The organism is Sphingomonas sp. Root710, assembly GCF_001429065.1.
GTDB lineage: Bacteria > Pseudomonadota > Alphaproteobacteria > Sphingomonadales > Sphingomonadaceae > Rhizorhabdus.
On sequence record NZ_LMIB01000015.1, the window covers coordinates 309,760 to 336,655 of the forward strand.

Here is a 26,896-nt window from a genome sequence, read left to right on the forward strand (position 1 = left end):
GAAAACCCGGGCAAGAACGCACAAAAATGTGCCGAAGGAACGCCCATGATCGTGAAGGAAAAAGCGATGGGTAAGATCGACCATCCCGCCATCCCGCCGGTCAGCGCCGCCGAAGCCGCAGCGCGCGAGGGATCGGGCGAATGCCGCTCGCTCGCCCAGATCATCGACCGGATCGGCGACAAATGGACGGTGATGGTGGTCGGCCACCTCTCGCGCGGCTCGCTGCGCTTCAACGAGTTGATGCGCGCCATCCCCGGCGTGTCGCACCGCATGCTGACCCTCACCCTGCGCGGCCTCCAGCGCGACGGCCTCGTCAGCCGCACCGCCTTCGCGACGGTGCCGCCGAGGGTCGATTACGCGCTCACCGAACTGGGCCTGTCGCTAACCGGCCCGCTAACGATGCTGGCGGGCTGGGCCAGCGACAACAAGCTGGCGGTGGAAGCGGCACGGGTGGCTTATGACGTTGCGCTGGCGGAGGATATTTAAAGAGGCCGAAATGCTCATATCCGCTCATCCTGAGTAGCCATTGAGCTTGCCGAAATGGCGTATCGAAGGACGTCCTTCGATACGGGGCTTCGACAAGCTCAACCCCTACTCAGGATGAGCGGAGAAAGAATCGCGAACTAAAGCGCTCCAGCCCGATCAGTGCCCGGTGATAGCCGAATAATCCATCGCAGCCAGGTCAGTCAGCAGATCAGGCCCCGTCGGATCCCACCCCAGCCGCGCGCGCGTCCAGCTATTCGACGCGGCCATATCGAGCCCCGCGAAGGGGGCCATCCAGCCGAAATAGCGCTCGACCTCGTCGGCCCCGACGGAGCGGACCGGCAATCCGGCGCCCTGTCCGATCGCTTCCGCAATGGCCCGCGCGGCGATCCCCTCCTCGGCCGATGCGTGGTAACGCGCCCCCGGCTCGCCCCGCTCCAGCGCCAGGACGTAGAGCTTCGCCACGTCGCTGATATGCGCCGCCGCCCAGCGCGCCTGCCCGTCGCCCACATAGGCCGCCGCCCCGGCCCGGCGCGCCTCCGCGATCAGCGGCGTGATCAGGCCCGCCCTTGTCGTGTCGTGTACCTGCGGCAAGCGGATGGTGCGCACGTCGATGCAGCGCGCGATCAGCGCCGCACCCGCGAGTTCGGTCGCGATCCGGGGATTGGCATGGCGCGGATTCAGCACGTCCTCCATGGCCGGGCCGCCGTTCAACGGCGTGCCGATGCCGATGCCCGAGGTGATCAGGATCAGTTTCTGCGTCCCCGCCAGCGCTTCGCCCATCGCGGCGATGTTGCGCTCATCCTTCTTCGTATTCTCGAAGAAGGTCGCGAAATCATGGTCGAACGCGCAGTGGATCACCGCATCGGCGGCCGCCGCACCGCTGGCCAGCGTCTCGGGCTGCTCCAGATCGCCGCGATGCGCCTTGACGCCGATCGCCTCCAGCTGCCGCGCGCCATCGTCGGAGCGGGTAAGCCCGAGCACCTGATGGCCCCGTTTGAGCAGTTCGGGAATGATGTGCGAGCCGATGAAGCCGGTCGCGCCGGTGAGGAATATGCGCATGGGAACTCTCCTTGTCGCGCACCATATCGCCGCACGCACTAACATGTTAAAGTAGTGATCCTATCATGGTATAATGGGTAACAGGATCGATCATGACCGGCGACGCCTCCAATCCCCTGGGCAGCTATCTGCGCGATCGCCGAACCCGGCTCGACCCGGCGGCGTTCGGGCTGGCCGGCGGCCGCCGGCGCACCCCGGGCCTGCGCCGCGAGGAGGTGGCGAGCCGGGCGAATATCAGCCCGACATGGTATACTTGGCTGGAGCAGGGCCGTGGCGGCGCGCCATCCGCCGACGTGCTCGATCGCATCGCCAAGGGGCTGATGCTGACCGATCCGGAGCGCGAGCATCTCTATATGTTGGGCCTCGGTCGCCCGTCCGAGGCGCGCTACCAGCAAGTGGACGGCATCACCCCCCGACTTCAGCATGTCCTCGACGGGATGCCGCTGAGCCCGGCGATCATCAAGACCGCGATGTGGGACGTCGTCGGCTGGAATCGCGCGGCCGCCGCCCTACTGACCGACTATGCGCTGCTGCCGCGCGAACAGCGCAACATCCTGCGGCTCATGTTCACCGGCGGGAAAGGCCGCAATCACAACGAGGATTGGGACAGCGTCGCGCGCTTCGTCGTCGGCGCCTTCCGCGCCGACATGGCCCGGGTCGGCGCACACGCCAGCACGGAAGCCGCCAGGCTGGTCGACGAGCTGAGCCGCCTGAGCCCCGAGTTCGAAACGCTGTGGAAGGCCAACGACGTCAGCGCCCATAGCGACGGCGTGAAGCGGATCCGCCACCCGAAGGCCGGGTTCGTGCAGCTCGAATTCTCCTCCTTCGCCGTGGATGGCAGGCCCGAACTGGGGATGATCGTCTACAACCCGGTTTCCCCGGCCGATGCGGACAAGGTGCGCGCCCTCGTGGAAGCGCAGGAGGCCGTCTGCCAGTAACGACCCAAATGCCGCCATTCGTAATTGCTTGCCCAATTGCTGCCGATGCGGCGACAGGCTATGATCGCGATCATGGCATATTGGCTGGATTGGCTGCGGTATCGCTTTTGGGCCAGCGGCCTTTCCGTCATCGTCGTGCTGCTGTTTATCGTGGCTTTGATAATGGTGTTTTTCTTCCAAAGAGACATCGAACGGAAAAGTCAGGAAGGCATACTGGTTTCCGCGACCATCACGAAAATAGGGTTCGGTGTATCTAAATATCGTCCCGGTGTGATGGCTGGCGTGACCGCCGAAGATGACACGGGGTTGGTCGCAAGCGAGTCCGTGGAGGCGGCGTTTGTGGCTGGCTGTAAGGTCGGCGACAAGATCAAAGCTAAGCGCGCTGGGAGCGAACTTATTTTAGAACCAATGCCCTGCCGATAGCGAGCGAGAGTTGTCTGTTCCAGATAACAGATGTCCGCTTTCCACCCATATCCGTCATGCCAGCGAAGGCTGGCATCCATGTCTATGGTCTCCTCAGATGCCATCTGTTTGGTGAGAGCCATGGACCCCAGCCTTCGCTGGGGTGACGATTATTGGGCTGATGACGCTTACCGCGCTTACGCCGATTAAAGCGCGTCCAGCCCGATCAACTGCCGCAGGCACCGCATGAAGACGACACGGTCTTCTTTCGACAGCGGTTCCAATATCTCGCGCTGGGCGGCCTTCAGCTTCTCGATCCGCTCGACGAGCAGCTCCGCGCCCGCCTGGGTGATGTCCATCGTCCAGGCGCGGCTGTCGCGCTTGTCGCGTTCGCGCAGCACCCAGCCGCGCGCGATCATCCGGCTCAGCATTTCCTTGAGCGTGCTCTTGTCGATGCCGGTCGCCTCGACCAGCTCGCGCTGCGACGCGCCGGGGCATTGCGACAGCGCCAGCAGCAACGCGATCTGCTGACGGGTCACGTCGTCGCCGACATGGCGGGTGAAGATATCGAACGAACGCTGATGGTTGCGCCGCAGCAGATGGCCGGGCGCGGCAAGCAGATCGAACTGCCCCAGTTTCTTCAGCGTCTCCGAATCCGCCACCACGCCATCAACTCCCGCCCCTGGCTCCGGCACCGGCTATGCCGCGTCCTGCGTCCCCATTTCAACCGGTCCCGCCATTTTCACTTCACGTTGAACTCGACCCGGCCCAGATTCTGGACCACCAGCCGGACATGCTGGCCGGGCGCGAGCGCCTCGGCGGCGGTAGCACCGCCTGCCATCACCACGCTGCCCGCCTGCAACGGCTCGCCCGCTTCCTCGGCCAGCCGCGCCGCCGCGACCAGCGAGCGGAGCGGATGCCCCAGGATCGCCGCGCTCGACCCGATCTGCCGCGCGACCCCGTCGATCTCCAGGATCATGCCGAGGTTGGAAATGTCCTGCGCCGGATCGTTCCACGCGCCGACGACAAAGCTCGACGAGGAGCTGTTGTCGGCAACCACGTCGGTCAGCGAGAATTTGAAATCCTTGTAGCGCGAGTCGATGATCTCCAGCGCGGGCGCGACCCCGCCGACCGCCGCCAGCGCCGCCGCGGGCGTGACGCTGCCGGTCAGCGGCGCCTTCAGGATGAAGGCGATCTCGGGCTCGACGCGCGGGTGAACATAGGTCTCGAAGGCGATGTCGCCGCCATCCTCGACCAGCATGCGATCGGTCAGCCGGCCCCAGATCATGCCCTCGACGCCCATCTGGACCATCTTCGCGCGGCTGGTGAAGCCCATCTTCAGCCCGATCCGCTTCTCGCCGCGCTGATAGCGGCGGCCGAGCACCGCCGCCTGGACCTGATAGGCCTCGTCGAGCGTGATCGGCACTTCGAGCTGCGGGGTCGCGGTCGCGGTGGTCACCGCGGTATCGAGCCGTTCAGCAATTCCCAAGATATCGGCCACCGGCCTTCTCCCTCTTCAATCTCATCGTCGGGCGCGAAGCGCCCGCTTATTTACCGAAGCCGACCCGCACGGTGCCGACCCCTTCGATGCGAACCTCGATCGCGTCACCGGGCGCGACCGCAACCATCGGGCCGAGCGCGCCTGAGAGGATGATGTCACCCTGCTTCAGCGGACGGCCGACCTCGGCCATCTTCGCGGCGAGCCAGCCGAGCGCGTGGAGCGGATTGCCGAGGCACGCCGCGCCCGCACCGAACGAGGTCGGATCGCCATTCTTCTCCAGCACCATCCCGCACAGCCGCAGGTCGATCGCGTCGAGCTTGACCGGGCGGGTGCCCAGCACGAACAGCCCGGAGGAGGCATTGTCGGCGACGGTGTCGACGATGCGGATGTTCCAGTCGGCCACGCGGCTGTCGACGATCTCGATCGCGGGCAGCGCATAGTCGATGCAGTTGATCAGCTCGGCGGTGGTCAGCGCCTTGGGGTCGGGGGTGCGCGCCAGAATGAAGGCGATCTCGGCCTCCACCTTGGGCTGGAGCAGCCGGCCCAGCGGCACGATGTCGCCGTCGTTGACCGCCATGTCAGCGAACAGCGTGCCGAAGTCGGGCTGGTCGACACCGAGCTGCTTCTGCACCGCCTTCGCGGTCAGGCCGATCTTCGCGCCGACGATCGTGCGGCCCGCGTCGAGCCAGTGGCGGGTGTTGGCCTCCTGGATCGCATAGGCGTCCTCGATCGTCGCCGTGGGCAGCGCCTCGCGGACCGGCGTGATCGGCGTCCCGCTATCATAGGAATCGCGGATCAGCTTGGCCTGGCGCGCGACATCGTCAGCGCCCAGCGAGGGGTTCACACTTGCCATTCGGGATCTCCGAAACAAAGATATTGCCACATGCGCTCATAAAGGCCTCCGGCCTTCACCGCGCGTTTTTCGACTTCCTCGGGCGTATATTCCCGCGCGGCGATACCGGCTGCGCGCGCCGGCAGCAACGCCAGTTCGATCCGCGCCGCGTCCTCCAGGAAGAAGGCCAGCCCGGCCGCTTCCTCCAACGTGTCGCCGGCGGTCACCACGCCATTGCCCGACAGCACGATCGCGCGCGCGTCCCCCATCATCTCGGCGACGCGCACCGCCTGCTCGTCGTCGCGGACCAGAGCGACGCCGGGCCACAGCGGCGGCTTCGGCGCGAAATAGGTGCCGAGACCGTGGAGCGCGCGCGGCGTCTCGCCCAGCGCCGACAGCGCCATGGCCGCGGGCGGCTGGACGCGGCATACCCCGCCGACGCCGGGCCGGGCGCGGTAGATTTCGCGGTGGATGCGGACCTCGGGCAGCGCGCCCGGAGGCAGGTCGCCGTCGAGCGGAACGATCACGCCCGGCTCGCTGGTAGATACCAGGCCAAGCGGCGACGCCGGGGTGACGAGGAAATGCGCCGCGTCGAGCCGGATGCTGACATGACCATAGGCATGGGCGAGGCCATGACGCGCCATCGCGCGCGCCGCGAGCCGCAATATCCGCGCTGGATCAGGCCGCACGGCGGATCGGTGCGCCTGAGGGCGGGGTCCGGAACTCGGGAATGTCAGGGACCGATCCCCACATGCAGAAGCTGCTTTCCGCCATCGGGAACTGGCGGGGGATATATGTCTTCTCGTCCTCGGCGGTGATCATCCGCACCCCCGACGAATATTCGTAGATGATCTCGTCCGGGCCCTGGAAATAGAGGAAGCGCGCGCCCGAGGTCGGGTGTCGCCCCGGCCCGAACACGATCCGGACATTATGCTTCTTCAGGTGATAATAGGACCGCATGATGTCGTCGATCGATTCCACCTGGAAGTTGACGTGCTGCACCCCAGGAAAGGCCGACGGGAATAGCGCGATCTTGTGATGCACCTCGTCGATGCGCAGAAGGGGCGCATCGCCGATCCAGTCGCTCACCTTCGCGCCGAGCATCGACGTCCAGAATAGCTCGTCCGCGCTCGCGTTCGACGTGCGCAGGCCCACATGGCTGAACGACGTGATCCCCGCGTCGCGCGTGCCGAAATAACGCTTGCCGCTATGATCGGGCCGCGCCACCAGGTCGATGACGTTGCCGGTGGGATCGCGCAATGTGATCAGCCCGCGCACACGGCGCTGCTCGCGCTCGTCGCTGGTGCCGTGGCGGACCGCGACCCCGGCCTTCTCGAACATCGCCGCGGCGGCGTCGAGCGACGCCATGTCGGGCATCTCGAAGCCCAGCACCTGCCCGGTCGAACGGCCCTTGGTGTAGCAGATATTGTGATCGCGATCGTCGCCCCGCAGATAGGCGGCGCCGGCGTCGCGATGCACGACTTCCAGCCCCAATATATCGGTGGCGAAGCGGACGCTCTCATCGAGATCATCCGATCCGATCCGCACATAACGAATGTCGTGAAGATGCGCGCCCATGCTCATTTGCCCTTGGTCAGGGTCGATTCCGGGCGCTGGAACTTTGTGCTGAGATGGCCCGCCCCCTTCTGGTCGCCCAGTTCGAAGCCCCAGGCATAGCCGCGCGGCGGATTTGCCAGTATCTCCCAGGCATTGTCGTCCTGGTCCCAGAAATAGAAGCAATAGGTGCCGTGCTGAACGACCGGCTTGCTGATCTTGTGCAGGCCCCACTTCTCCGCGTCGCGCTTGACAATCTCATAGGCCGCGTCGACATCGGCCTCGGTGCCGACGTCCAGGCCGTTATGGTTGAGGAAGGGCATTGTCTCGACATTCTTGCTCGGACTCTTCACCACGACGATGATCTGGTCGCCGCCCAGCCGCGCCCAGAAGGCGACCGGGGCCATCTGCACCGTCTCGAAGCCCAGGAATTCCTCAAAGAACTGCCGCGTCTTGGCGACATCTTTACATTCGAGGGTAGCGTGCGAGTAGAATTTGGTCTTGAGGGCCGGCTCGACCTTGGTTTTGCCAGCGCTGTCCGCAGTGGTCGCCATGTGGATCTCTCCCGTCCTTATAATTTGATGCAGATGTTGCTGGGTTCCGAATAGAAGTTGATCGAGTGCTCGCCGCCCTCGCGGCCGACGCCCGACATCTTCGCCCCGCCGAACGGCGTGCGCAGATCACGCAGGAACCAGCAGTTCACCCAGGAAATGCCCACCTCCATCGCCCGGCCAACGCGGTGCGCACGCGACAGGTTGGTGGTCCAGATCGATGAGGCCAGGCCATATTCGGTGTCGTTGGCCATGCGGATCGCCTCCTCTTCGCTGTCGAAGGGGATGATCGCGCAGGCCGGGCCGAAAATCTCCTCGCGGCAGACGCGGGCATCGTGGGGCAGCCCGGTCCAGATCGTCGGTTCGACGAAATAGCCGTTGGCGGCGTCGCCCTCCAGCTTGGGCACCCCGCCGCCGGTGACGACGGTCGCACCCTCCTCGACGGCAAGCTGGTAGTAGCCGAGCACCTTTCGGCGATGCTCGTCGGAAATCACCGGCCCCAGCGTGGTGCCATGGTCGTTGGGAAGCCCGGGCTTCAGCGCCTCGGCCTTCACCTTCATCCCCGCGACGAAACGGTCGAATACAGGCCGCTCAACATAGATGCGCTCGGGGGCGAGGCAGACCTGGCCGGTGTTGAGGAAGGCGGCGCGGGCAAGCCCGGTCACCGCCGCGTCGAGATCGGCGTCAGCGAAGACGATCGCCGGATTCTTGCCGCCCAGTTCGAAGGACAGCGCCTTTACCGTCGGCGCGGCGGCCTTCATGATCGCGGAACCGGTGCGCGTCTCGCCGGTGAAGGTGATCGCGCGGACGCCCGGGTGCTGGACGAGAAACTCGCCCGCCGAATCCGGGCCGAAGCCATGGATGACATTGAACGCGCCGTCGGGGATGCCGACCTCCTTCATCACCTCGCCCAGCAGGGTCGTGGTCGACGGGGTCTCCTCGGACGGCTTGACGATGACGGCGTTGCCGCACGCCATCGCGGGCGCGACCTTCCAGGTCATCAGCAGCAGCGGCAAGTTCCACGGGCTGATCACCCCAACCACGCCGAGCGGCTTGCGCACCGCATAGTTGAGCGCCTTGCCGCCATCGGGCGTGTCCATCTCGAACGTCTCGGTCGAGAGGTTGGCGATCGCATCGGCGAAGACGCGGAAGTTGGCCGCGCCACGCGGAATGTCGAGATGATGGGCCAGTTCGTGCGGCTTGCCGGTGTCGGCGATCTCGGCTTCCAAGAATTCGTCGAACCGCTCCTCGATCCGGTCGGCGACGCGGACCAGCAAAGCGCGGCGCTTGGCCAGCGTCATCTTGCCCCAATCGCCCTCGACTGCGGCGCGCGCCGCCTGGACGGCCTGGTCGACGATCACTTGGTCGGCCTCATAGGCGGTCGCGTGCACCTGCCCCGTCGCGGGATCATAGATGTCGAACGGCTTGCCGCCGTCGATGAAACGGCCGCCGATGAAGTTGCGAAGCGTGCGCCGCACCTGCTGAGGAGCGCGGTCGGCAACCGCCGTCGCACCAGCCTGCCCTGTCATGAATTCCGTCTCCAGTACTGAGTCTCTTATGATGTATACGTCCTAATAATGGTGGATGCAACCTTATGATATCACCTCGGCCGGTCCGCGCGTGGGACTGAACCTGAAACATTGCTGCTCCGACTCATCCTTCTGATCAGCATCGGCCTTTTTCTGACCCAGAGCAGCGCTGCGCCATGGTTGACACCACGCTACCACCCCCTAAACTGGATGCACTATTGCAAAATGGCAAGCAGAATGGATTGCGAGGGAGCAAGGACGTGAACGCAGCGACCGCACGGGGAATCGATCATATCGGTCTGACCGTCCTCGATATCGAAGCGGCCGAACGCTTCCTGATCGATGGCCTCGGGGCCGAGTTCATCTATGAGACGCTCAACCCCGGCCTCCCCCCGTTCGAAGGGCCCGAGGTCGCGAAGATGGTCGGCTCGCCGCCGGGAATCGTGATCGACGTCATTCGGATGTACAAGATGGGCACCGGCCCGGGGATCGAGCTGTTCCACTATAAGGTGGACGGCCAGCGCCCTGCTCCCCGCCTGTGCGACCTCGGCTGGCAGCATGTCGCGCTCTATGTCGACGATATGGAAGCCGCGCTCGAGCGCGCGGTGGCGGCGGGCGCCGAGAAGATGAACGACCCCTGGGATCTGATCCGCGCCGAAAGCGGCCCCGGCAACCGCTTCTGCTTCATCCGCACGCCTTTTGGTCCGGTGATCGAACTGATCAGCTTCCCTTCGCCGCAACCCTATGAGGAAGGCACCGAGCTGCGCCGCTGGAAACCGCCGGTCGCGTGAGGGTCGACCACCCCCTTCCGCCGACACCCCGGGCCTGTGTGGACGATATGATGCTGGCAGCCGAACTCGCTAGCTGATCTTATATGCTCCACCATCAACCACCACCGCCTGTCCGGTAATGAACGCCGCATCGTCGCTGGTCAGGAAAGCCACCGGCCCCGCTATGTCGTCGGCCTGCGCGACCCGCTTGATCGCCTGCGTCTGCGCCAGCATGTCGAACGACGCCGACATCGTGCTGGTCCCCGGCGTCACCGTCGGCGCGGGCAGCACGGCGTTCACGGTGATGCCGTCCTGACCGAGATCATTGGCCAATCCGCGCACGAAGCCGATCACCGCCATCTTGCTCGCCATATAATGGCTCATGCCGGGGATCGCATAGCCGATCGAGTTCGAGCTGATATTGACGAAACGGCCCCAGCGGTTGCGCCTCATCAGCGGCACGAAATGCTTGGCAGCATAGAAATGCGCGTCGATGTTCACCGCGAAGGTCTTGCGCCACAGTTCGTTGTCGAGCTCGTCGAACGGCCGCATAGGATAGATACCGGCATTGTTGACGACGATGTCGGCGCGGCCATGGCGTTCATCGACCAGCGCCGCGATCCGTGCCCACCCGGCGTCGTCGGAGATGTCGGCCTGGATGCACAGCGGATCGCCCCCGATCGCATCGCGCACCGCATCGGCGGGCCCCAGATCGACCAGCACCAGCTCCGCACCACGCGCCGCCAGCAACTCGGCGATCGCGCGGCCAATGCCCTGCGCCGCCCCCGTCACGACCGCGACCCGGCCCGCATGGCTTCCCGACATCCACCCTCTCCTTGGAAATAAATCTATCACTTAATCGCGAAACTGCCGGTAAAATCCGGCTTTTTCTCGACCTACATGGACCATTGACTTTTGTAAACCACTGTTTACATTTTCTATTGCGGCATGACCGCTGCCGGCGGCTGGCCCGGCAATATCTACAATGTGGGCGAGCGGCATGAGCGCCCCCGGGAGACGGACATGACAGACAAGATCGGGCAGCCGCCCGCGGCGCAGGCGCACATCCCGACCGATGCAGAACTGGTGCGGCGCGCCCGCGACATCGGGCCGACGCTGCTCGCCCGGCAGGCGGAGACCGAGGCGCTCACCCATTATCCCGAGGACGTCCATGAGGCGTTCCGCGCGGCGGGCTTCTACAAGATGCTGATGCCGAAGAAATATGGCGGCTACGAATGCGACGCCCAGACCTATTTCCAGGTGGTGCGCGAGATCGCTCGCAACTGTCCGTCGTCGGGCTGGATGCTCAGCCAGTCGATCAACCATACGCTGACCGTCGCGTCCTTCTTCAGCGAAGCGGCGCAGGACGAGATATTCGCTTCAGGCGAGTTCCGCGCACCGCTCACCGCCAAGCCCGAAGGCACGGCGGAGCTTCAGCCCGACGGCGGCTGGAAGATCAGCGGCACCTTCCACTATAATTCGGGCGCGCCCTATTCGACCCATATGATGTCGCACGCGATCCCCGATCGCATGCCCGACGGATCGAAGCCGACGCCGATGCTGTTCGTCGCGCCGCGCGACTCCTACACCGTACTCGACGACTGGGGCGACGTGCTCGGCCTCAAGGGATCGGGCTCCAACTCGATCCGCTTCGACGATGCCTATATCCCGCCGCATTACGCGCTGCCCGGCCACACCTTCCTGTCGCTCGATCCCAAGGTCGCGATCGGACGACGGATTCATGGCAACGCCATGTATGCCGGCAGCACATTGAGTTTCTACCTGCTCGGCGGGGCGAACGTCTCGACCGGCACAGCGCGCGGCGCGGTCGATGGTTATGAGGAACTGCTGCTTACCAAGCAGCTTCCCAACCCGCCCTTCTCGCGCCGGTCCGAGGATGTCGATTATCAGCGCTGGTTCGGCACCGCGTCAGGACAGATATCGACCGCGGAAGCCGCTTGCGATGCTTATGCGCGCCAGTGGATGGACCTGTCCGAGCGCGTCGCGTGGAGGCGCGAAGAGGATCTTCGCCTGTCCGGAATCGCGCGGGAGATTGTCAACAGCCTGTGTTGGCCGGCGGTGCAGACCGTGATCCGCACCTGTGGATCGAGCACGATCCGCAACGGCCAGCGGATGGAGCGGGTGTGGCGCGATTTCACGCAGCTCTACAGCCATGGCTGGCAACTTCTCTTCGACGTCGCCGCGCGTGACCTGGCGCGCGAGCGGACGGGCGCGGCGCTTACGGACGCCGATTGGTCGCCGACCTTCGTCGAGGGGACGTCGGGCGTGGCCCAGCACGCCGCCTGAGCCGAGGGCGGCCTGCCGTGATATAATCGGCAGACACAGCCTTCCCCATCGACACTCCGGGCTCGACCCGGCACCCGTAGTTATCCAGCGGCTTCAGCCAATGGAGTTGCTCGCGGACGCTGGCGTCGAGCGTGACGAGAAGCTTTCTTCCGGTTGCGATGACGGCGACCCTGGGAGGTTTTCCTGCTTGTGCATGCGAGCTGGTCACGCCGCCTAGATCGACTTCGCCCCTGCTAAAGATGCTGCTCCCCAAGCTGCAGAACCAACAACACTCTTGCTCGCAGAATAAGTTAGGCTACCGTTCGAGGGCATCATGGATCAATGGCGGATATCGATGTGAAGGGATAGGGCGCTACCGGTAACGACGAACTGTTCTGCGAACTCAATCAGCCTATTTGGGGGTAGGCCACAATGTGTGGATTGGTTGCTGTCGTGGCCAGGCAGGGTCACGCGCGCCTTGTTGATCAGGCGTTGGAAGCCATCCGTCATCGGGGCCCCGATGCGCATGGAACATTCGAGGCGGAGCGGAAGGATTGTGTCCTCGGGCACAACCGGCTGGCCATCATAGATACGTCGGATTCCGGCGTGCAGCCGATGCACGACCAGAGCGGCCGCTACGTCATCGTCTATAATGGCGAGATCTACAATTATGCCGAGCTCAGAAACGAACTTGACCGGTCGTCCGGCGGCATCGCCTGGTCCTCCCACTCCGACACCGAAGTCCTGATCGAAGGCTATGCCCGCGAAGGTGAGGCGTTTTTCGACAAGCTGAACGGGATGTTCGCCTTCATCCTGTACGACAAGAAGACGGGGGAGACGCTCGTCCTGCGAGATCCTCTGGGGATCAAGCCGCTGCTGATTCATCAAGAGCAGGGCAGGACCATCTTCGCCTCGGAAATCAGCGCTGTTCGCGCGCTCGCGCTGGGCGGGCTACAGGTCCGGGAGGAGTCGCTCGCCGATCAGCTCTCCCTGTCCTACGTGCCTGAGCCGTACACCATGTACCGGGACGTTTATAAATTTCCGCCGGGCGAGTTGAAGAAATATCGCGACGGCGTCGAGATATCGTCGCGCCGCTTGTTCCGTCATCTGGAAGGCGCGCCTTTTGCCGGCGATCTGAACGCTGCGGTCGAAGAGTTCGGCGCTGCCTTCCGCCAGGCGATCAAGCGGCAGATGCGCTCGGACGTGCCTGTCGCTCTGCTGCTCAGCGGAGGGCTGGATTCGACCGCGATCGCGCTGGAGGCGGCGAATCAGCAGGCCGATCTCAAGCGAGCCTTCACCATGTCCTTCCCTGCGGACGACCTGGCCCATCACGGACAGAGTGACGATCTTTCCGCGGCTACCACGATCGCGTCGGGCCTAGGCTTGCCGCTCGAGCATGTTGCGGTCAGCGGTGGCCTGATGGAAAAGCTGAGCGCCTTCAACACGCTGTTCGACGAGGGCGTTTCCGATCCGGCCGCCATCGCCACCTTCCTGATGTGCCGGGCCGCGCGCGACGCGAATATCAAGGTCGTGCTGACGGGGCATGGCGCCGACGAGTTCTGGGGAGGGTATCGGCGATACCAGGCGCATAGCTTGCTTTCCCATTTTCCCACCATGGCGCCCAAGCTTCTCGGGGCGGTAGAGCGCCTGTCCCCGCGGCTGCGCCCCGGCCCGCTCAACGCCGGTCTGCGGCGCTTGCGGCGGCTCGCGCAGATCGCTGCCCCCGGTGCGGGGCGGACGCTGGAGAAATATTACACCTGGGTTCCGGACGATCTCATCACCTCGGTTTTCCGGCATCCTCTGGACAGCGTGCCAAGCCAGCGGCTGGCCGCCGAGTTCAATGCGATGCAGGCAGATCATCCCATCAATGCCATGATGAAGATCGACCAGCGCTTCGATCTCATGTCGCTCAACCTGAATTATGGCGACCGGATGAGCATGGCGAGCAGCGTGGAGATGCGCGTACCATTTCTCGACTTCGATCTGGTCCGCCTGGCGAACTCGCTCCCGCCTCAATATAAGGTGACGAGCTTCAACTCGAAGATTATCATCCGCAAGTTCCTCAAGGGGAGGATGCCGTCCAGCATTGTACATCGCTCGAAGGCGGGATTAAACATGCCGGTAAATGCATGGATGAGCGAAAAAGTCGGCTTCTTCGATTCCGTAGTCAATGAAAGGACCGTGAATCGCTACGGGATACTGAAATGGCCCGAAGTCCAGAGCGTCATATCACGTGGGCGCAGCGGTCAGAATGACTACCAGTATCTGATGTTTTCGATCATGCTGATGCATAGCTGGCTTGAAAACCGCGTTTAGGCGTCGTCAAGACCACCGATATCGAAATCCAGACATTCCATGGTAGCGGAGGAGGGACTTGAACCCCCGACACGCGGATTATGATTCCGCTGCTCTAACCAGCTGAGCTACTCCGCCCCGAGGCGTCCGCAGATGCGGTGGAGCGGGCCTATAGGCGGGGGTTCGGCCGCGGTCAACTGGACATCTGCGCGCGGCGCGCTAGAGACCCTGCGGAAAGTGCATCCCAGGGGAAGGATTCGGAATTGGCGCAATATGACGTGCTTATCGTCGGGGCCGGTCATGGCGGCGCGCAGGCAGCCGTCGCGCTCCGCCAGAACAAGTTCGAAGGCACGATCGCCATCGTCGGCGACGAGCCAGAACTGCCCTATGAGCGTCCGCCGCTGTCCAAGGAATATTTCTCGGGCGAGAAGACGTTCGACCGCATTCTCATCCGCCCCGCCGCCTTCTGGGCCGAACGCAACATCGACATGCTGCTCGAACGCCGCGTCGTCGCGGTCGATGCCGACAAGCATGAAGTGACGCTGAGCGACGGCTCGGCGATCGGTTACGGCAAGCTGATCTGGGCGACCGGCGGCGCGCCGCGACGGCTCACCTGCGGCGGCAATGACCTGGCCGGTGTCCATGGCGTGCGCACCCGCGCCGATGCGGACCGCATGCTCGCCGAACTTGATGGCGTCACCAATGTCGTCGTGATCGGCGGCGGCTATATCGGCCTGGAGGCCGCCGCCGTCCTGTCGAAGTTCGGCAAGAAGGTCACTGTCCTCGAAGCGCTCGACCGCGTTCTCGCCCGCGTCGCCGGCGAACAGCTGTCTCGCTTCTACGAGGCCGAGCACCGCGCCCATGGCGTCGATGTCCAGCTGGGCGCGAAGGTCGATTGCATCGTCGGCGAAGGCAAGGTCAGCGGCGTGCGGATGGACGACGGATCAGTGATCCGGGCGGAGATGGTGATCGTCGGCATCGGCATCGTCCCGGCGGTCGAGCCGCTTATCGCGGCAGGCGCGGCCGGGGGCAACGGCGTCGATGTCGATGAATATTGCCGCACCAGCCTGCCCGACGTCTATGCGATCGGCGACTGCGCGATGCACAGCAACGGCTTCGCCGATGGCGCGCGCATCCGCCTCGAATCGGTCCAGAACGCCAATGACCAGGCGACCACAGCCGCCAAGCACATCGTCGGCGCTGGCGAACCCTATCGCGCGGTGCCATGGTTCTGGTCGAACCAATATGATCTGCGCCTGCAGACGGTCGGCTTCAACCTCGGCTATGACGATGTCGTCGTCCGCGGCGATCCCGCCACCCGCGCCTTCTCGGTCGTCTATCTGAAGAACGGTAAGGTGCTCGCGCTCGACTGCGTCAACGCGGTGAAGGACTATGTCCAGGGCAAGGCGCTGGTCGTCGGCGGGCTGTCGCCCGACAAGGCCAGCCTTGCCGACCCGGAGATCCCGCTGAAGACGCTTGCCGCCGCCTGACAGCTCGGGAACCCTGGCAGGCTGTTCACGTTGGGAGGCGGGGACAAGCTGTTGGGGACGAGGATCGAGAGATGGAACTGACGGTTTCGCTGGAGACGGTTTGCCGGTTGATCGTGCGCGCGCGCGAACTCGAGGCGCAGGTGCCCGCGATCGAGACGGATGACGAGGACGATCCGACCGACAGCGACGATCCCATGGCGGTGCTGGAGGACGAAGCTAACGAAGTCATCGAGGATGAGGTCCGCACCCTGCTGGAGGACCTGCCCGAGGATGAGGCCGCCGAAATATTGGCGCTCGCGCTGGTCGGGCGCGGCACCTTCGACGCCAGCGAGTGGGACGAGGCGCTGGAGACCGCGAATGAGGACGACAATGACGCGGTGATCGACCAGATCCTCGATATGCCGATGCTCGCGGGCTATCTCGATGCCGGGCTCACCGCCTTCGATCTCAGCTGCGACGCGATCGGCCAGATCGACTGAATTTCCACTCCGCGATCGGCTCCCACGGCCCGCCGCGATACCACCAGGCCGCAAATCCGGTCAGCGCTATCGGGCGCGGCTGGAAGTCAGCCCGCAGTTCCTGCAGCAGCGCCCGGGCCGCGCTCGGCGCGACCTTGTTCTGGATGGTGATGTGCGGCCGCCATCCGGCGCGGTCCTGCGGGGTCAGCATGTCCTGGAACGCCTCGGCCAGCTGTGCGCGGATCGCGCCTAAACCCGGGCTCTCGACGCCCAGCGCCACCCCCTGCCCCAGCGGCAGCAGCCTCGTGATCCGCGCGGCCGGCGGCATCGCGGTCCGCGCCTCGGCCCCCAGTATCCGCTTGAGCATATCGAGCGCCGAGGGCGGCAGGTGGTGGAATAACGTCAGATGCGCGGGCACCTGATTGCGCTCCGCGGGGAAATGCGCGCGGCGCAGGCCGTCGGCCCAGGCGAAATCCTCGGGCCCGATCAGGGCGGTGACAATGATGGGTGCGTTGGCGGAACCGGACATTGCCCCTGTTAGCTGGAACGGCGGATGAAGCACATGCCTTCGCGCCCGTCCCAGCTAGCGGGCAGGCATTCCACCCGCGCGTCGGGATGATGCTCGCTAACATGAATGCGCGCTTCGTCGCGCCAGACCCGGCGGCTGTAACCCGGAAATTCGGCCATCTTGGTCCAGGCGTGGCCCGCATCGGCGGCCAGATCGCTGGCAAGCTGGTCGAGCGGAAGCTGATCCTTGATCTTCGTCGTCATGCTGATCGGATAGGGCATATTTGAAGACCGCGCTGTTGCGCAGGTCACATGACGCGACGCTCTACATAACACCTACCGTCGCCCCGGACTTGATCCGGGGTCCAGCTTCTTCCTATGACGCGGCCAGAAAGCGGGATCCCGGATCACGTCCGGGATGACGAAACCAATATGACGAAGCTCGGGTTCGAGTGACGACCCGCCCTAAATCTCGACCTGACTGCCCAATTCCACCACGCGGTTCGTCGGCAGCTTGAAGAACTCCATTGCGCTTTCGGCGTTGCGCAGCATCCAGGCGAACAGCTTCTCGCGCCAGATCGCCATGCCGGGCTTTTCCGACGCGAGCAGCGTCTGCCGCGCCAGGAAGAAGCTGGTGTCCATCATCCGGAAATCCGCGCCGCAGGTCTTCGTCCGGCCAAGTTCGGCGGGCACGTCGGGATCTTCCATGAAGCCATAGTTGATCACCATGCGGTAGAAGCCCTGGCCGAGATCGGTATATTCGGTGCGCTGGCCGGTGACGACATAAGGCACGTCGGCGATGCGCACGGTCAGCAGGATCACCCGCTCGTGCAGCACCTTGTTGTGCTTGAGGTTGTGGAGCAGCGCGTGCGGCACCCCCTGCGCCTGCGAGGTCATGAATACCGCCGTGCCGGGTACCCGCACCGCGGAACTGACCGCCGACTGGACGAACACCTTCACCGGCATCGCCGCCTCGCGCAGCCGGTCGATCATCAGCGCACGGCCACGCGCCCAGGTCGTCAGCATGGTGAAGGCGATGAAGCCGATCAGCAGCGGGAACCAGCCGCCATCGGGAACCTTGGTCAGGTTCGCGCCGAAATAGGCGAGGTCGACCAGCGCGAAGCCCGCGATCAGCGGCGCTGCCACCCACTTCTTCCAGCCCCACAGATAGATCAGAACCACCGCGATCAGGCAGGTGTCGATCGCCATCGCGCCGGTCACCGCGATGCCATAGGCGGCGGCCAGATTGGACGAGGTGCGGAAGGACATGACCAGCAGGATCACCATCACCATCAGCCCCCAGTTCATCGCCGGGATATAAATCTGGCCGATCGAACCGGCGCTGGTGTGGGTGATGCGCAGGCGCGGGATGAAGCCCAGCTGGATCGCCTGCTGGGTGACCGAGAAGGCCCCGGTGATCACCGCCTGGCTGGCGATCACCGTCGCCATCGTGGCGAGGATGACGAGCGGCAGGCGCAGCATCTCGGGGGCGAGCAGGAAGAAGGGACTGTGGATCGTCTGCAGCGCGGTCGCCATGTCCTGCGACAGGATCATCGCCCCCTGCCCCAGATAGTTGAGCATCAGCGCGGGCAGCACGAAAACCAGCCACGACACCCCGATCGGCTTGCGACCGAAATGGCCCATATCGGCATAGAGCGCCTCCGCGCCGGTCACCGCCAGCACCACCGACCCCATGGCCAGGAAGGCGAAATAACCCTCTTCCAGGAAGAAGCGGATCGCATACCAGGGGTTGAGCGCGATCAGGACATGCGGGTTGCTGATGACGTGCCACATGCCCAGCACGGCCAGCACGGTGAAATAGACCAGCATGATCGGCCCGAACAGCCGCCCAACCTTGGCGGTGCCGCGCGACTGGATCATGAACAGGCCGATCAGGATGCCCACCGCGATCGGCAGCACCCAGCGGCCGAAGCCCGCCTCCACCGTGGTCAGGCCCTCGACCGCCGACAGCACCGATATCGCCGGGGTGATCATGCTGTCGCCATAGAACAACGCGGTCGCGAACACGCCGAGCAGGACGATGCCCTTGCTCCACTTGCGCCCCTCGGACTGGCGGTTGATCAGCGCCAGCAGCGCCAGGCTGCCGCCCTCGCCCTTGTTGTCGGCGCGCATGATGATCGCGACATATTTGAACGTCACCACCAGCATCATCGACCAGAAGATCAGGCTGAGGACGCCGAGGATGTGAAGCTCGTCCGGAGGCAGCGGATGATGCCCGGCGAAGGTCTCGCGGAATGCGTAGAGCGGACTGGTGCCGATATCGCCGAACACGACGCCGATCGCGCCGACGACCAGCGCGGCCATGCCGCCATGGCCGCCGCTATGCCCTGCAGATGAGCCATGCGCGTCCACTGCCGGAGCCGCGCCGTCCGCACCGGCTGGTCCGCTCGTCATGCGATGATGGATTTCATAGAAGCATAACGCCCATATTTTGCGCCTCTGGTCCCCCCGTCAGGCGCATAGCGGCGGGCCACTAGCATTTGTTCCCCCGGGGAGCAACAAGGGCCGGAAACCGGTGACACGATGATAAGGGGCGAAGCGGCGCAGCGGACTTCGCCTTCCGGTCAACGCCGCGGCGCCCTCCGGCGTGATCGCGCCCTGGTCATCCTGGCGCCGGCTATATTCGTCAGGCGCTGAAAGGACGGACATTCGAGATGATCCCGGGCCGGACAGACCGCCGCATGTTCGAGACCCCGCTTCAGCGCCTCGAGCTGCTGGATCTTGCGGCCCACCTCCTCCGCCCTGACCATCAATAGGCTACGATCGATCTCGGGCCGCGCGCCGCCGCCGAATATCCCCGCGATATCGTCGAGCGAGAAGCCCGCCATCCGTCCCAGCGCGATCAGCGCCAGCCGCTCGATCACCCCGGGGTCGAAGGTCCTCCGCAGGCCGCGCCGCCCCAGCGACTCGATCAGCCCCTTCTCCTCGTAGAACCGCAGCGTCGCGGCGGGCAGGCCCGACCGTTTCGACACCTCGGCGATATCGAGAAGAATCACGCTTGACCTCAAGTTGACTTGAGGTGGCAGCATGCCCGGCATCCTGAATTACGACAAGGGGAATCGGCATGGCATGCACAATCGAACCAGCGAGCGCACAGGGTATGGATCGCGGGCGATCGACTCGCGCCGCGATCGCCGGGCTGTGCCTCACCATGGCGATGCCGTCGCTCGCCACCAGTATCGCCAATGCCGCGCTGCCGACACTGAGCCGGGCCTTCGCCGTGCCCTTTCACGCGGCGCAGTGGATCGTCCTCAGCTATCTGCTCGCGGTCACGACGCTGAGCGTCGCGGCGGGCAGGCTCGGCGATAGCGTCGGTCGGCGGCCCTTGCTGCTTGCCGGGATCGTCCTGTTCACCGCCGCCTCGCTGCTGAGCACCATCGCCCCTTCCTATGGCTGGCTGATCGTGCTGCGCGCGGCGCAAGGCGTGGGGGCCGCGACCATGATGGCGCTGACCGTCGCCGCGGTCGGCGACATCCTCCCCAAGGAGAAGATGGGCCAGGCGATGGGGATGCTCGGCGCGATGTCGGCGACGGGCACGGCGCTCGGTCCCGCGCTCGGCGGGGTCTTGGTCATGCTGTTCGGCTGGCCCGCGATCTTCCTCGTCAACGTCCCGCTCGGCATCGCTGCCTTCCTATGCATCCGCCGCGGCCTGCCTGCCGGTCCGCGCGTAGCGCAACCCGCCCGCAACGCCCTCGACGGCGCGGGCCTGTTCCTGCTGTTCCTGGCCCTCGCGGCCTATGCGCTGGCGATGACCGTCGGTCCGGTCGCCTCGCTGCTGCCGGTCGCCGTGGTCGCGGGCCTGCTGTTCCTGCTCGTCGAGGCGAAAGCCGCGTCGCCGCTGGTCCCGCTGGCGCTGTTCGGCAACCGCGCGCTGCGCGGCGGCCTTATCGCCTCGGCGCTGGTCTCGACGATCATGATGACCAGCCTCGTCGTCGGCCCTTTCTATCTCACGCAAGGGCTGGGGCTCGATCCGCTCACGGTCGGCATCGCGCTGTCGGCGGGACCAGTCGTCGCCGCGATCTGCGGCGCTCCGGCGGGCCGCCTAGCCGACAGGGTCGGCAGCGCGAGAACCGTCCGGACGGGGTTGACCGGCATGGCGGCGGCATCGCTGCTGCTGAGCCTCCTGCCCCTCCGCCTAGGCGTCGCGGGCTATATCCTGCCGGTCGTCCTGCTGACCTCCAGCTATGCGCTGTTCCAGGCGGCCTGCAACGGTGCCATTATGGCGGAAGCGGCCGACGCGCAACGCGGCCTCGTCTCGGGCCTGCTTAACCTGTCGCGCAACCTCGGCCTGATCAGCGGCGCGTCGGTGATGGGCGCGGTCTTCGCATGGGCCGCGGGCGCCGCGGACGTCATGGCCGCGCCCGCCGGACAGATCGCCTTCGGCATGCGGACCGGCTTCGCCGTCGGGTGCGCACTGGCGATGGTTGCGCTCGCGCTCAGTCCTCGGTCGCCAGCGTCCGGATCGTGAACTGGGTGACGAGGCGGTGGACGCCGGGAAGCGCCGACAATATCTCGCGATGGACCCGCTCATAGCTGTCGTCGGCGCGGACCAGCACCTTGATCAGATAGTCGGACTCACCACTCATCAGATAGGCCTCGCTGACCTGCGCGGTGCGCTCCAGCGCCTTTTCGAACGCCATCATCGTCGCCTGGCGCTGATCGACCAGCGTCACCTGCACGAACACCGTCGACGGGTTGCCACGCGCAGCGCGCGACAGGCGCGCACGATAGCCGCGGATCAGCCCCGACGCCTCCAGCGCCTTTACCCGGCGGTGCGCGGCGGACGGGGAAAGCCCGACCCGCTGCCCCAGTTCCTCACTAGTCAATCCCGAGTCGGTCGCAAGTTGCGCGAGAATTTTGTCATCGATGCGATCCATGCGAGAAATTATCGCACAATATCCCATATTTTTGCAAGCTTCATGCGTCCGGCACGCCCTCCCGCCGCACTTCACAAACTTTTCCCGAAGCATCGGCGTTATGATCGGCAATCGGCTCTTCAGGGGAGATTTTGAGATGCGGATCGGTGTTCCCAAGGAAATCAAGAATCACGAATATCGTGTCGGCCTCACCCCGGCGTCGGTCGCCGAGCTGGTCGCGGCGGGCCATCAGGTCATCGTCCAGACCGGTGCGGGCCTCGGCATCGATTTCGAGGACCAGGATTATAAGGACGTCGGTGCGTTGATCGTCGCCGACGCCCCTGCGGTGTTCGCGGGTGCGGACATGATCGTGAAGGTCAAGGAGCCGCAGCCGTCCGAAATCGCGCTGCTCGAGGCGCGCCACACCCTCTTCACCTATCTCCACCTCGCCGCCGACAAGCCGCAGGCCGAGGGACTGATGAAGTCGGGCGCGACCTGCATCGCCTATGAAACGGTCACCTCGCGCTCGGGGGCGCTGCCGCTGCTCAAGCCGATGTCCGAAGTCGCGGGCCGCATGTCGATCCAGGTCGGCGCGCATTACCTGGAGAAGGAACAGGGCGGTCGCGGCGTGCTGCTCGGCGGCGTCCCCGGCGTCGCCCCCGCGAAGGTCGCGATCCTCGGCGGCGGCGTGGCCGGCGTCAACGCGGCGCAGATGGCGGTCGGCATGCGCGCCGACGTCACCATCTACGACATCAGCAATGATCGCCTCGCCGAACTCGACATGTTTTTCGGCAGCCAGATCAAGACCGTCTACGCATCCAAGACGGCGATCGCCTCCGCGGTCGCCGGCGCGCATCTGGTGATCGGCGCGGTGCTGGTGCCCGGCGCCGCCGCGCCCAAGCTCGTCACCCGCGACATGCTCAAGACCATGAAGCGCGGATCGGTGCTGGTCGACATTGCGATCGATCAGGGCGGCTGCTTCGAGACCAGCCACGCCACCACCCACAGCGATCCCGTCTTTGAAGTCGACGGCGTGATCCATTATTGCGTGGCCAACATGCCCGGCGCGGTCGCGCGCACCTCGGCCTTCGCGCTGAACAACGCGACCCTGCCCTTCGTCCTCAAGCTCGCCAATCTCGGCGCGGAGGCAGCGATGGCGGCGGACCCGCATCTCGCGGCGGGGCTCAATGTTTCTGGCGGACAAATCCGTCATCAAGCTGTGGCGGAGGCGCTCGAACTGCCCTTCGTCGCCTGATCTCCCCTCCCCCCGGGGTGGAGATAGGAGAGGGCCGGCAGCCCCAATAGCCGGTCGCGCGGACCCCTCCTGCGCGAAGCCCTCTCCCGAAAATGAAGGAGCGGCAGGCCCGGGCGACCGGGCCTGCCGCTCTGGATTCAGCCAAAGCGCACCTTCAGCGCGCCATCTGCTGCTTCATCGCCTCGATCTCGACCAGCCGCTGCTCCAGCTCCGGCCGCCACGACGCATTGGCCGGGCTGCGGTCGAGCAGCGCGCGCCACACGCTTTCAGCTCGGTCAAGCTGCCCCGCCTGGGCATAGGCCAGCCCCATGAAGAAGGGCGGGCCCGGATGGTCGGGCGCGATCGCCTCGGCGCGCTGGAAGGCGAGCTGTGCGGCGGGAGACATCAGCCCGCCGCCGTGAATCACCAGCTCATTGCCGAGACCGACCCACAGGTCGGCGCTGTTCGGCCGCTTCTCCAGCCCCATCTTGATCACCGCGATGGCATATTGGGTCAGGCCCTGGCTCTGCAGACCGTCGGCTGAGCGCAGCACGTCGGCGTCACTGCCGATCTTGCTGAACATCTTCTGCCGCTCGACCGCCGACTCGCTGTCGGGCTGCTTCGCCGTCTCGGGCGCGGGGGTCGGCTTGCCGGGCAGGCCGGGACTGCCCTGCCATGCATAGCCTGCGATGGCGAGGAACAGCGTCGCGCCAACCAGTTCGATCCCGCCCTTGGGCAGCCGCCCGAAGCGCCACAGCACGCCTGCGACGATCGCCGCCAGCCCTAGGAAAATCAGCCAGCCCATCAGCCCTTCCTCCGGCGCTTCAGACGCCCGCTCACGATCCACAGGCCAAAGGCCAGGAACACCGCCGGCAGCGCGTAGAGCGGCCAGGTCAATCCATCGAGCGGCGGCTTGTAGCTCACCCAGTCGCCATAGCGTTCGATCAGCCAGCGGCGGATATCCTCGGGCTTCTCGCCCGCCTCGATCCGGGTGCGCACCAGCGCGCGCATGTCGCCCGCCATCTCGGCATCCGAGTCGGCGATCGACTGGCCCTGGCAGACCAGACAGCGCAACGTCTCCATCAACGCCTTGGCCTTCGCCTCCTGCGCCCGGTCGGGCAGCTGCTCATTGGCATATTTCGCCGCCGGCATCAGCGAGTCGGCCAACACGGGGGTCGCCACCAGCAGCGCGACCGCGACGAGAGCACCCCTCATTTCGCCTCTCCCAGCGCCGACATGATGCCGGGCACATCCTCGGGATTGATCGCGCCGATATGCTGCTTGCGAATGATGCCCTTGCCGTCGACGATGAAGGTCTCGGGCACGCCGGCCGATCCCAGCGCGATCTGGACATGGCTGTTCGGGTCGCTGCCGATCGCGGCATAGGGGTCGCCCCGCTGCTGCAGGAAGCGCATCAGATCCTCGGGCCGGTCGCGGATCGCGATGCCGATGATCGGCACCCCCGCATCCTTGAGCTGGCCGAGCTGCGGCGCCTCGGTAATGCAGGGGATGCACCAGCTGGCGAAGACGTTGACGAGATGCGGCTGGCCGTTGGCGAGCCCCGCGCTGCTCGCGCCGGGCTTGCCGGGCACCGCCGGGGCCAGCGCGAAGGCGGGCATCGGCTTGCCGACCAGCTTCGACGGGATCGTCTTGCTCTCGGGGCTGATCAGCCCGCCCGCGAAGACGGCGAGAAAGAGGAGGAACAGCCCGAGCGGCGCCCAGATCAGCGGCTTCCTCATGCGTCATGTCCCGGTGCATGGCGCATGTCGCGGCGCACCCGGCCGACCAGCGACAGCAACCCGCCCAGCGCGACCAGGATGCCGCCCGCCCAGATCAGCGTGACGAACGGCTTCCACCACAGCCGCAGCTGCCAGCGCCCCTCGTCGTCGGACTTGCCCACCACGACATAAAGCTGACCGTCGAGCACGGTGGTGATAGCTGCCTCGTTGGTCTCGGTCTGCGGCGAGGGGAAGGTCCGCGTCTCCGGGTGCAGCGTAAACGCGGCATTGTCGCCGCGCTGCGCGACGATGGTGCCCTGGATGGCCGTATAGTTGGGGCCCGCCACCGGTTCGACCCCGGTCAGCCGGATCGCATAGGGGCCGACATGATAGGTCTCGCCGATCCGGGCGGCGACCAGCGTCTCCTTGTTAAAGGCGCGCTCGGACGCCATCCCGCCCAGGCTGACCGCGATGCCGAGATGCGCGATCACCATGCCATAGATATAGAGCGGGGTGCGGCGGAGGTTGCGCTTCCACAAGGGCGCGAGGCTGGCGAGGCCGACGCCGCTGGCTGCAACAAGGCCGAGCAGCGGCAATATGCCGATGCCCGGTGCCAGCAGGATCACGAGCAGCAGCGCCACCGCCGCGACCAGCACCGGGATGGCGAGCCGGGTCAGCGTGGCCTTGAGGTCATCGCGCCGCCAGCGCATCAGCGGCCCCGCCGCCATAACCGCGACGAGCACGAGCGCGAGCGGCCCGGCCGCGCTGTTAAAATAGGGCGGGCCGACCGACAGCTTCTCGCCGGTCACCGCCTCGGCCATCAGCGGATAGAGCGTGCCGACCAGGACGATGCCGAGGATCGCCGACAGGAGCAGGTTGTTGATGACCAGCGATCCCTCGCGGCTGACCGCGTCGAAGCGCGATCCCTCGCGCACCGTGCCGACGCGTAGCCCGAACAGCGCAAGCGCGCCGCCGATATAGAGCGCGAGCAGCACGAGGATGAACGAACCACGTTTGGGATCGACCGCGAAGGCGTGGACGCTAGTGAGGATGCCCGATCGAACCAGGAAGGTGCCGACCATCGACATCGAGAAGGCGACCACCGCGAGCATCACCGTCCAGGCGCGCAGGCCTTCGCGGGTCGCCAGCACCGTCACCGAATGAAGCAGCGCGGTCGCGGCGAGCCACGGCATCAGCGAAGCGTTCTCGACTGGGTCCCAGAACCACCAGCCGCCCCAGCCCAGCTCATAATAGGCCCAGTAGCTGCCCGCGGTGATACCGATCGTCAGCAATATCCACGCGCCCAGCACCCAAGGCCGCATCGCCCGGGCAAAAGCCGCGCCGACGTCGCGGGTAATCAGCGCGCCGACCGCGAAGGAGAAGGCGACCGACAGGCCGACATAACCGAGGTAGAGCGTCGGCGGGTGGAAGGCGAGGCCCGGATCCTGCAGCAGCGGGTTGAGCCCCTGCCCCTCGACCGGCGCGGGGTTGAGCCGCGCGAAGGGGTTGGAGGCGAACAGCAGGAAGGCATAGAAGCCTAGCCCGATCGCCGCCTGCGCCGCCAGCGTCGCGATCAGCGTCCGCTCGTTCAGCCGGCGCTCGAACAGCGCCACCGCGCCGCCCGCCACCGCGAGGATCGTCACCCACATCAGCATCGAGCCTTCGTGGTTCCCCCAGGTGCCGGCGAACTTATACAGCAGCGGCTTGGTCGATGCGTTGTTGGCGGCGACCAGCTTCACCGACAGGTCGACCGTCACGAACAGATAGATCAGCGCCAGGAAGGCGAGCCCGGTCAGCACCGCCTGCACCACCGCCACCGGCCGCACCGCGCCCAGCAGGTCGGTCCGGTGGCTCGCCACCCCCATCGCGCCCAGCGCCAGCTGCAACGCTGCCAGCGCCGCCGCCAGCCAGAGCAGCGCCAATCCTGCTTCAGCGATCATTTCGGTCCCTTTTGCTGGCCGCCATCGGCCTCCAGGCTTTCGGTCTTGTGCATCTCGCCCGCGATCTGCGGCGGCATGTAACGCTCGTCATGCTTGGCGAGGATGTTGGTGGCCAGGAAGCTGCCATCGGTCTGGAAGCTGCCTTCCGCGACGACGCCCGAATCCTCCTTGAACAGGTCGGGCACGATCCCGGTGAAGCGCACCGGCACGGTCTCGATCCCGTCGGTGACGACGAAGTCGATCGTCACGCCGTCGGCCTGCCGCTTGATCGATCCCTTCTGCACCATGCCGCCCAGCCGCACCGCGCGGCCGACCTCGACATGGTCCCTCTTCGCGTCGGCGGGCGTGTAGAAATAGGCCGCCTCGTCCTTCAGCGCGGACATGGCGAGCAGCGCCGCGCCGATGATCGCGACGACCGCGAGCAAGGCCAGGATCAATCGCTGGTTCTTCGCTTTCATGCTTTCGGGTC

At 65.5% G+C, this 26,896-nt stretch carries 29 protein-coding genes and 1 tRNA gene; 10 read left to right on the forward strand and 20 right to left on the reverse strand.

The window, feature by feature from the left end; translation table 11 throughout:
• The first annotated feature begins 66 nt into the window (after positions 1 to 66).
• Complete coding sequence (locus tag ASE00_RS16525; RefSeq protein ID WP_082594811.1) at positions 67 to 486, forward strand: winged helix-turn-helix transcriptional regulator; 420 nt, start codon at positions 67 to 69, stop codon at positions 484 to 486.
• Between the two features lie 156 nt (positions 487 to 642).
• On the opposite strand, the gene ASE00_RS16530 is transcribed toward ASE00_RS16525, so the two are convergent.
• Positions 643 to 1,545 carry an SDR family oxidoreductase gene (locus ASE00_RS16530; protein ID WP_056382300.1) on the reverse strand — a complete coding sequence of 301 codons (903 nt, stop codon included), beginning with the start codon at positions 1,543 to 1,545 and terminating at the stop codon, positions 643 to 645.
• 92 nt (positions 1,546 to 1,637) lie between these two features.
• On the opposite strand from ASE00_RS16530, the gene ASE00_RS16535 reads away from it, so the two are divergent.
• On the forward strand, positions 1,638 to 2,483 hold the full coding sequence (locus ASE00_RS16535) for a helix-turn-helix transcriptional regulator (protein WP_056382302.1): 846 nt from the start codon (positions 1,638 to 1,640) through the stop codon (positions 2,481 to 2,483).
• Positions 2,484 to 2,555: 72 nt separating this feature from the next.
• Positions 2,556 to 2,906, forward strand: coding sequence for a hypothetical protein (locus ASE00_RS16540; RefSeq protein WP_162256477.1), 351 nt, complete (start codon positions 2,556 to 2,558; stop codon positions 2,904 to 2,906).
• Between the two features lie 185 nt (positions 2,907 to 3,091).
• On the opposite strand, the gene ASE00_RS16545 is transcribed toward ASE00_RS16540, so the two are convergent.
• The 7 genes from ASE00_RS16545 to ASE00_RS16575 form a co-directional block, all read right to left on the reverse strand.
• On the reverse strand, positions 3,092 to 3,550 hold the full coding sequence (locus ASE00_RS16545) for a MarR family winged helix-turn-helix transcriptional regulator (protein WP_056382306.1): 459 nt from the start codon (positions 3,548 to 3,550) through the stop codon (positions 3,092 to 3,094).
• 77 nt (positions 3,551 to 3,627) lie between these two features.
• Positions 3,628 to 4,377, reverse strand: a complete 750-nt coding sequence (locus ASE00_RS16550) for a 2-keto-4-pentenoate hydratase (RefSeq protein ID WP_414819863.1) — start codon at positions 4,375 to 4,377, stop codon at positions 3,628 to 3,630.
• Between the two features lie 55 nt (positions 4,378 to 4,432).
• Complete coding sequence (locus ASE00_RS16555; RefSeq protein ID WP_056382309.1) at positions 4,433 to 5,239, reverse strand: 2-keto-4-pentenoate hydratase; 807 nt, start codon at positions 5,237 to 5,239, stop codon at positions 4,433 to 4,435.
• The gene (locus ASE00_RS16560) at positions 5,227 to 5,907 is read right to left on the reverse strand and encodes a class II aldolase/adducin family protein (RefSeq protein WP_200957951.1); all 681 of its coding nucleotides are present in this window, start codon (positions 5,905 to 5,907) and stop codon (positions 5,227 to 5,229) included. The genes ASE00_RS16555 and ASE00_RS16560 overlap by 13 nt, the downstream gene beginning before the upstream one ends.
• Positions 5,897 to 6,796 (reverse strand): VOC family protein, encoded by a 900-nt coding sequence (locus ASE00_RS16565; protein WP_056382313.1) that lies wholly within the window; start codon positions 6,794 to 6,796, stop codon positions 5,897 to 5,899. The genes ASE00_RS16560 and ASE00_RS16565 overlap by 11 nt, the downstream gene beginning before the upstream one ends.
• A gap of 2 nt (positions 6,797 to 6,798) precedes the next feature.
• Positions 6,799 to 7,326 carry a VOC family protein gene (locus tag ASE00_RS16570; protein ID WP_056382315.1) on the reverse strand — a complete coding sequence of 176 codons (528 nt, stop codon included), beginning with the start codon at positions 7,324 to 7,326 and terminating at the stop codon, positions 6,799 to 6,801.
• Positions 7,327 to 7,343: 17 nt separating this feature from the next.
• The gene (locus ASE00_RS16575) at positions 7,344 to 8,852 is read right to left on the reverse strand and encodes a 2-hydroxymuconic semialdehyde dehydrogenase (RefSeq protein WP_056382317.1); all 1,509 of its coding nucleotides are present in this window, start codon (positions 8,850 to 8,852) and stop codon (positions 7,344 to 7,346) included.
• Between the two features lie 260 nt (positions 8,853 to 9,112).
• Between ASE00_RS16575 and ASE00_RS16580 the strand changes: the two genes are divergently transcribed.
• Positions 9,113 to 9,643, forward strand: coding sequence for a VOC family protein (locus ASE00_RS16580; RefSeq protein ID WP_056382318.1), 531 nt, complete (start codon positions 9,113 to 9,115; stop codon positions 9,641 to 9,643).
• A gap of 69 nt (positions 9,644 to 9,712) precedes the next feature.
• Here the strand turns inward: ASE00_RS16580 and ASE00_RS16585 are convergent, their stop codons facing one another.
• Positions 9,713 to 10,447: an SDR family NAD(P)-dependent oxidoreductase gene (locus ASE00_RS16585; RefSeq protein ID WP_056382320.1), complete on the reverse strand. Its 735-nt coding sequence runs from the start codon at positions 10,445 to 10,447 to the stop codon at positions 9,713 to 9,715.
• A gap of 123 nt (positions 10,448 to 10,570) precedes the next feature.
• Between ASE00_RS16585 and ASE00_RS16590 the strand changes: the two genes are divergently transcribed.
• Positions 10,571 to 11,929 (forward strand): acyl-CoA dehydrogenase family protein, encoded by a 1,359-nt coding sequence (locus tag ASE00_RS16590; RefSeq protein WP_056382322.1) that lies wholly within the window; start codon positions 10,571 to 10,573, stop codon positions 11,927 to 11,929.
• A gap of 420 nt (positions 11,930 to 12,349) precedes the next feature.
• On the forward strand, positions 12,350 to 14,224 hold the full coding sequence (gene asnB, locus ASE00_RS16600; protein ID WP_162256478.1) for an asparagine synthase (glutamine-hydrolyzing): 1,875 nt from the start codon (positions 12,350 to 12,352) through the stop codon (positions 14,222 to 14,224).
• A 40-nt stretch (positions 14,225 to 14,264) separates the two neighbouring features.
• Here asnB and ASE00_RS16605 read toward each other — a convergent pair.
• Positions 14,265 to 14,341, reverse strand: a tRNA-Met gene (locus ASE00_RS16605).
• Between the two features lie 125 nt (positions 14,342 to 14,466).
• On the opposite strand from ASE00_RS16605, the gene ASE00_RS16610 reads away from it, so the two are divergent.
• Positions 14,467 to 15,693: an NAD(P)/FAD-dependent oxidoreductase gene (locus ASE00_RS16610; protein ID WP_056382327.1), complete on the forward strand. Its 1,227-nt coding sequence runs from the start codon at positions 14,467 to 14,469 to the stop codon at positions 15,691 to 15,693.
• Positions 15,694 to 15,764: 71 nt separating this feature from the next.
• On the forward strand, positions 15,765 to 16,172 hold the full coding sequence (locus ASE00_RS16615; protein WP_056382329.1) for a DUF3775 domain-containing protein: 408 nt from the start codon (positions 15,765 to 15,767) through the stop codon (positions 16,170 to 16,172).
• Here ASE00_RS16615 and ASE00_RS16620 read toward each other — a convergent pair.
• From ASE00_RS16620 to ASE00_RS16635, 4 genes are all read right to left on the reverse strand, one after another.
• Complete coding sequence (locus ASE00_RS16620) at positions 16,141 to 16,680, reverse strand: 2'-5' RNA ligase family protein (RefSeq protein ID WP_056382332.1); 540 nt, start codon at positions 16,678 to 16,680, stop codon at positions 16,141 to 16,143. The two genes, ASE00_RS16615 and ASE00_RS16620, sit on opposite strands and share 32 nt — an antisense overlap.
• Positions 16,681 to 16,688: 8 nt before the next feature.
• Positions 16,689 to 16,922 (reverse strand): hypothetical protein, encoded by a 234-nt coding sequence (locus ASE00_RS16625; protein ID WP_056382643.1) that lies wholly within the window; start codon positions 16,920 to 16,922, stop codon positions 16,689 to 16,691.
• A 201-nt stretch (positions 16,923 to 17,123) separates the two neighbouring features.
• Positions 17,124 to 19,073: a potassium transporter Kup gene (locus ASE00_RS16630; protein ID WP_082594770.1), complete on the reverse strand. Its 1,950-nt coding sequence runs from the start codon at positions 19,071 to 19,073 to the stop codon at positions 17,124 to 17,126.
• A gap of 170 nt (positions 19,074 to 19,243) precedes the next feature.
• Positions 19,244 to 19,675 (reverse strand): helix-turn-helix domain-containing protein, encoded by a 432-nt coding sequence (locus tag ASE00_RS16635; RefSeq protein WP_156405473.1) that lies wholly within the window; start codon positions 19,673 to 19,675, stop codon positions 19,244 to 19,246.
• Positions 19,676 to 19,743: 68 nt separating this feature from the next.
• Here ASE00_RS16635 and ASE00_RS16640 point away from each other — a divergent pair, with 68 nt between their 5' ends.
• Complete coding sequence (locus ASE00_RS16640) at positions 19,744 to 21,147, forward strand: MFS transporter (protein WP_056382334.1); 1,404 nt, start codon at positions 19,744 to 19,746, stop codon at positions 21,145 to 21,147.
• Here ASE00_RS16640 and ASE00_RS16645 read toward each other — a convergent pair.
• A complete protein-coding gene (locus ASE00_RS16645) occupies positions 21,116 to 21,556 on the reverse strand; it encodes an Lrp/AsnC family transcriptional regulator (RefSeq protein WP_200957952.1) in 441 nt (146 codons plus the stop codon). The genes ASE00_RS16640 and ASE00_RS16645 overlap by 32 nt on opposite strands.
• A gap of 136 nt (positions 21,557 to 21,692) precedes the next feature.
• On the opposite strand from ASE00_RS16645, the gene ald reads away from it, so the two are divergent.
• The gene (gene ald, locus ASE00_RS16650) at positions 21,693 to 22,790 is read left to right on the forward strand and encodes an alanine dehydrogenase (RefSeq protein WP_056382650.1); all 1,098 of its coding nucleotides are present in this window, start codon (positions 21,693 to 21,695) and stop codon (positions 22,788 to 22,790) included.
• Between the two features lie 154 nt (positions 22,791 to 22,944).
• On the opposite strand, the gene ASE00_RS16655 is transcribed toward ald, so the two are convergent.
• From ASE00_RS16655 to ccmE, 5 genes are read right to left on the reverse strand one after another with little or no spacing between them, the layout of a single operon-like run.
• Entirely contained in the window at positions 22,945 to 23,574 is a 630-nt protein-coding gene (locus ASE00_RS16655) for a tetratricopeptide repeat protein (protein ID WP_235538720.1), read from the reverse strand.
• Entirely contained in the window at positions 23,574 to 23,984 is a 411-nt protein-coding gene (locus tag ASE00_RS16660; RefSeq protein WP_056382336.1) for a cytochrome c-type biogenesis protein CcmH, read from the reverse strand. The genes ASE00_RS16655 and ASE00_RS16660 overlap by 1 nt, the downstream gene beginning before the upstream one ends.
• Positions 23,981 to 24,508 carry a DsbE family thiol:disulfide interchange protein gene (locus ASE00_RS16665; protein ID WP_056382338.1) on the reverse strand — a complete coding sequence of 176 codons (528 nt, stop codon included), beginning with the start codon at positions 24,506 to 24,508 and terminating at the stop codon, positions 23,981 to 23,983. Before ASE00_RS16665 ends, ASE00_RS16660 begins: the two co-directional genes overlap by 4 nt.
• Positions 24,505 to 26,427, reverse strand: a complete 1,923-nt coding sequence (locus ASE00_RS16670) for a heme lyase CcmF/NrfE family subunit (protein WP_056382340.1) — start codon at positions 26,425 to 26,427, stop codon at positions 24,505 to 24,507. The genes ASE00_RS16665 and ASE00_RS16670 overlap by 4 nt, the downstream gene beginning before the upstream one ends.
• Positions 26,424 to 26,885, reverse strand: a complete 462-nt coding sequence (ccmE, locus tag ASE00_RS16675) for a cytochrome c maturation protein CcmE (RefSeq protein ID WP_056382342.1) — start codon at positions 26,883 to 26,885, stop codon at positions 26,424 to 26,426. The genes ASE00_RS16670 and ccmE overlap by 4 nt, the downstream gene beginning before the upstream one ends.
• Between the last annotated feature and the right edge of the window lie 11 nt (positions 26,886 to 26,896).

Bases quoted from the DNA above. Each gene is read 5' to 3' on its own strand.
- ASE00_RS16640 (WP_056382334.1), top strand. From the start codon at position 19,744: ATGGCATGCACAATCGAACCAGCGAGCGCACAGGGTATGGATCGCGGG.
- ASE00_RS16565 (WP_056382313.1), bottom strand. From the start codon at position 6,796: ATGGGCGCGCATCTTCACGACATTCGTTATGTGCGGATCGGATCGGAT.
- ASE00_RS16620 (WP_056382332.1), bottom strand. From the start codon at position 16,680: ATGTCCGGTTCCGCCAACGCACCCATCATTGTCACCGCCCTGATCGGG.
- ASE00_RS16585 (WP_056382320.1), bottom strand. From the start codon at position 10,447: ATGTCGGGAAGCCATGCGGGCCGGGTCGCGGTCGTGACGGGGGCGGCG.
- ASE00_RS16615 (WP_056382329.1), top strand. From the start codon at position 15,765: ATGGAACTGACGGTTTCGCTGGAGACGGTTTGCCGGTTGATCGTGCGC.
- ASE00_RS16525 (WP_082594811.1), top strand. From the start codon at position 67: ATGGGTAAGATCGACCATCCCGCCATCCCGCCGGTCAGCGCCGCCGAA.
- ccmE (WP_056382342.1), bottom strand. From the start codon at position 26,885: ATGAAAGCGAAGAACCAGCGATTGATCCTGGCCTTGCTCGCGGTCGTC.
- ASE00_RS16660 (WP_056382336.1), bottom strand. From the start codon at position 23,984: ATGAGGGGTGCTCTCGTCGCGGTCGCGCTGCTGGTGGCGACCCCCGTG.
- ASE00_RS16645 (WP_200957952.1), bottom strand. From the start codon at position 21,556: ATGGATCGCATCGATGACAAAATTCTCGCGCAACTTGCGACCGACTCG.
- ASE00_RS16665 (WP_056382338.1), bottom strand. From the start codon at position 24,508: ATGAGGAAGCCGCTGATCTGGGCGCCGCTCGGGCTGTTCCTCCTCTTT.
- ASE00_RS16625 (WP_056382643.1), bottom strand. From the start codon at position 16,922: ATGACGACGAAGATCAAGGATCAGCTTCCGCTCGACCAGCTTGCCAGC.
- ASE00_RS16655 (WP_235538720.1), bottom strand. From the start codon at position 23,574: ATGGGCTGGCTGATTTTCCTAGGGCTGGCGGCGATCGTCGCAGGCGTG.
- ASE00_RS16630 (WP_082594770.1), bottom strand. From the start codon at position 19,073: ATGACGAGCGGACCAGCCGGTGCGGACGGCGCGGCTCCGGCAGTGGAC.
- ASE00_RS16570 (WP_056382315.1), bottom strand. From the start codon at position 7,326: ATGGCGACCACTGCGGACAGCGCTGGCAAAACCAAGGTCGAGCCGGCC.
- ASE00_RS16530 (WP_056382300.1), bottom strand. From the start codon at position 1,545: ATGCGCATATTCCTCACCGGCGCGACCGGCTTCATCGGCTCGCACATC.
- ASE00_RS16535 (WP_056382302.1), top strand. From the start codon at position 1,638: ATGACCGGCGACGCCTCCAATCCCCTGGGCAGCTATCTGCGCGATCGC.
- ASE00_RS16540 (WP_162256477.1), top strand. From the start codon at position 2,556: ATGGCATATTGGCTGGATTGGCTGCGGTATCGCTTTTGGGCCAGCGGC.
- ASE00_RS16670 (WP_056382340.1), bottom strand. From the start codon at position 26,427: ATGATCGCTGAAGCAGGATTGGCGCTGCTCTGGCTGGCGGCGGCGCTG.
- ASE00_RS16555 (WP_056382309.1), bottom strand. From the start codon at position 5,239: ATGGCAAGTGTGAACCCCTCGCTGGGCGCTGACGATGTCGCGCGCCAG.
- ASE00_RS16575 (WP_056382317.1), bottom strand. From the start codon at position 8,852: ATGACAGGGCAGGCTGGTGCGACGGCGGTTGCCGACCGCGCTCCTCAG.
- ASE00_RS16590 (WP_056382322.1), top strand. From the start codon at position 10,571: ATGACCGCTGCCGGCGGCTGGCCCGGCAATATCTACAATGTGGGCGAG.
- ald (WP_056382650.1), top strand. From the start codon at position 21,693: ATGCGGATCGGTGTTCCCAAGGAAATCAAGAATCACGAATATCGTGTC.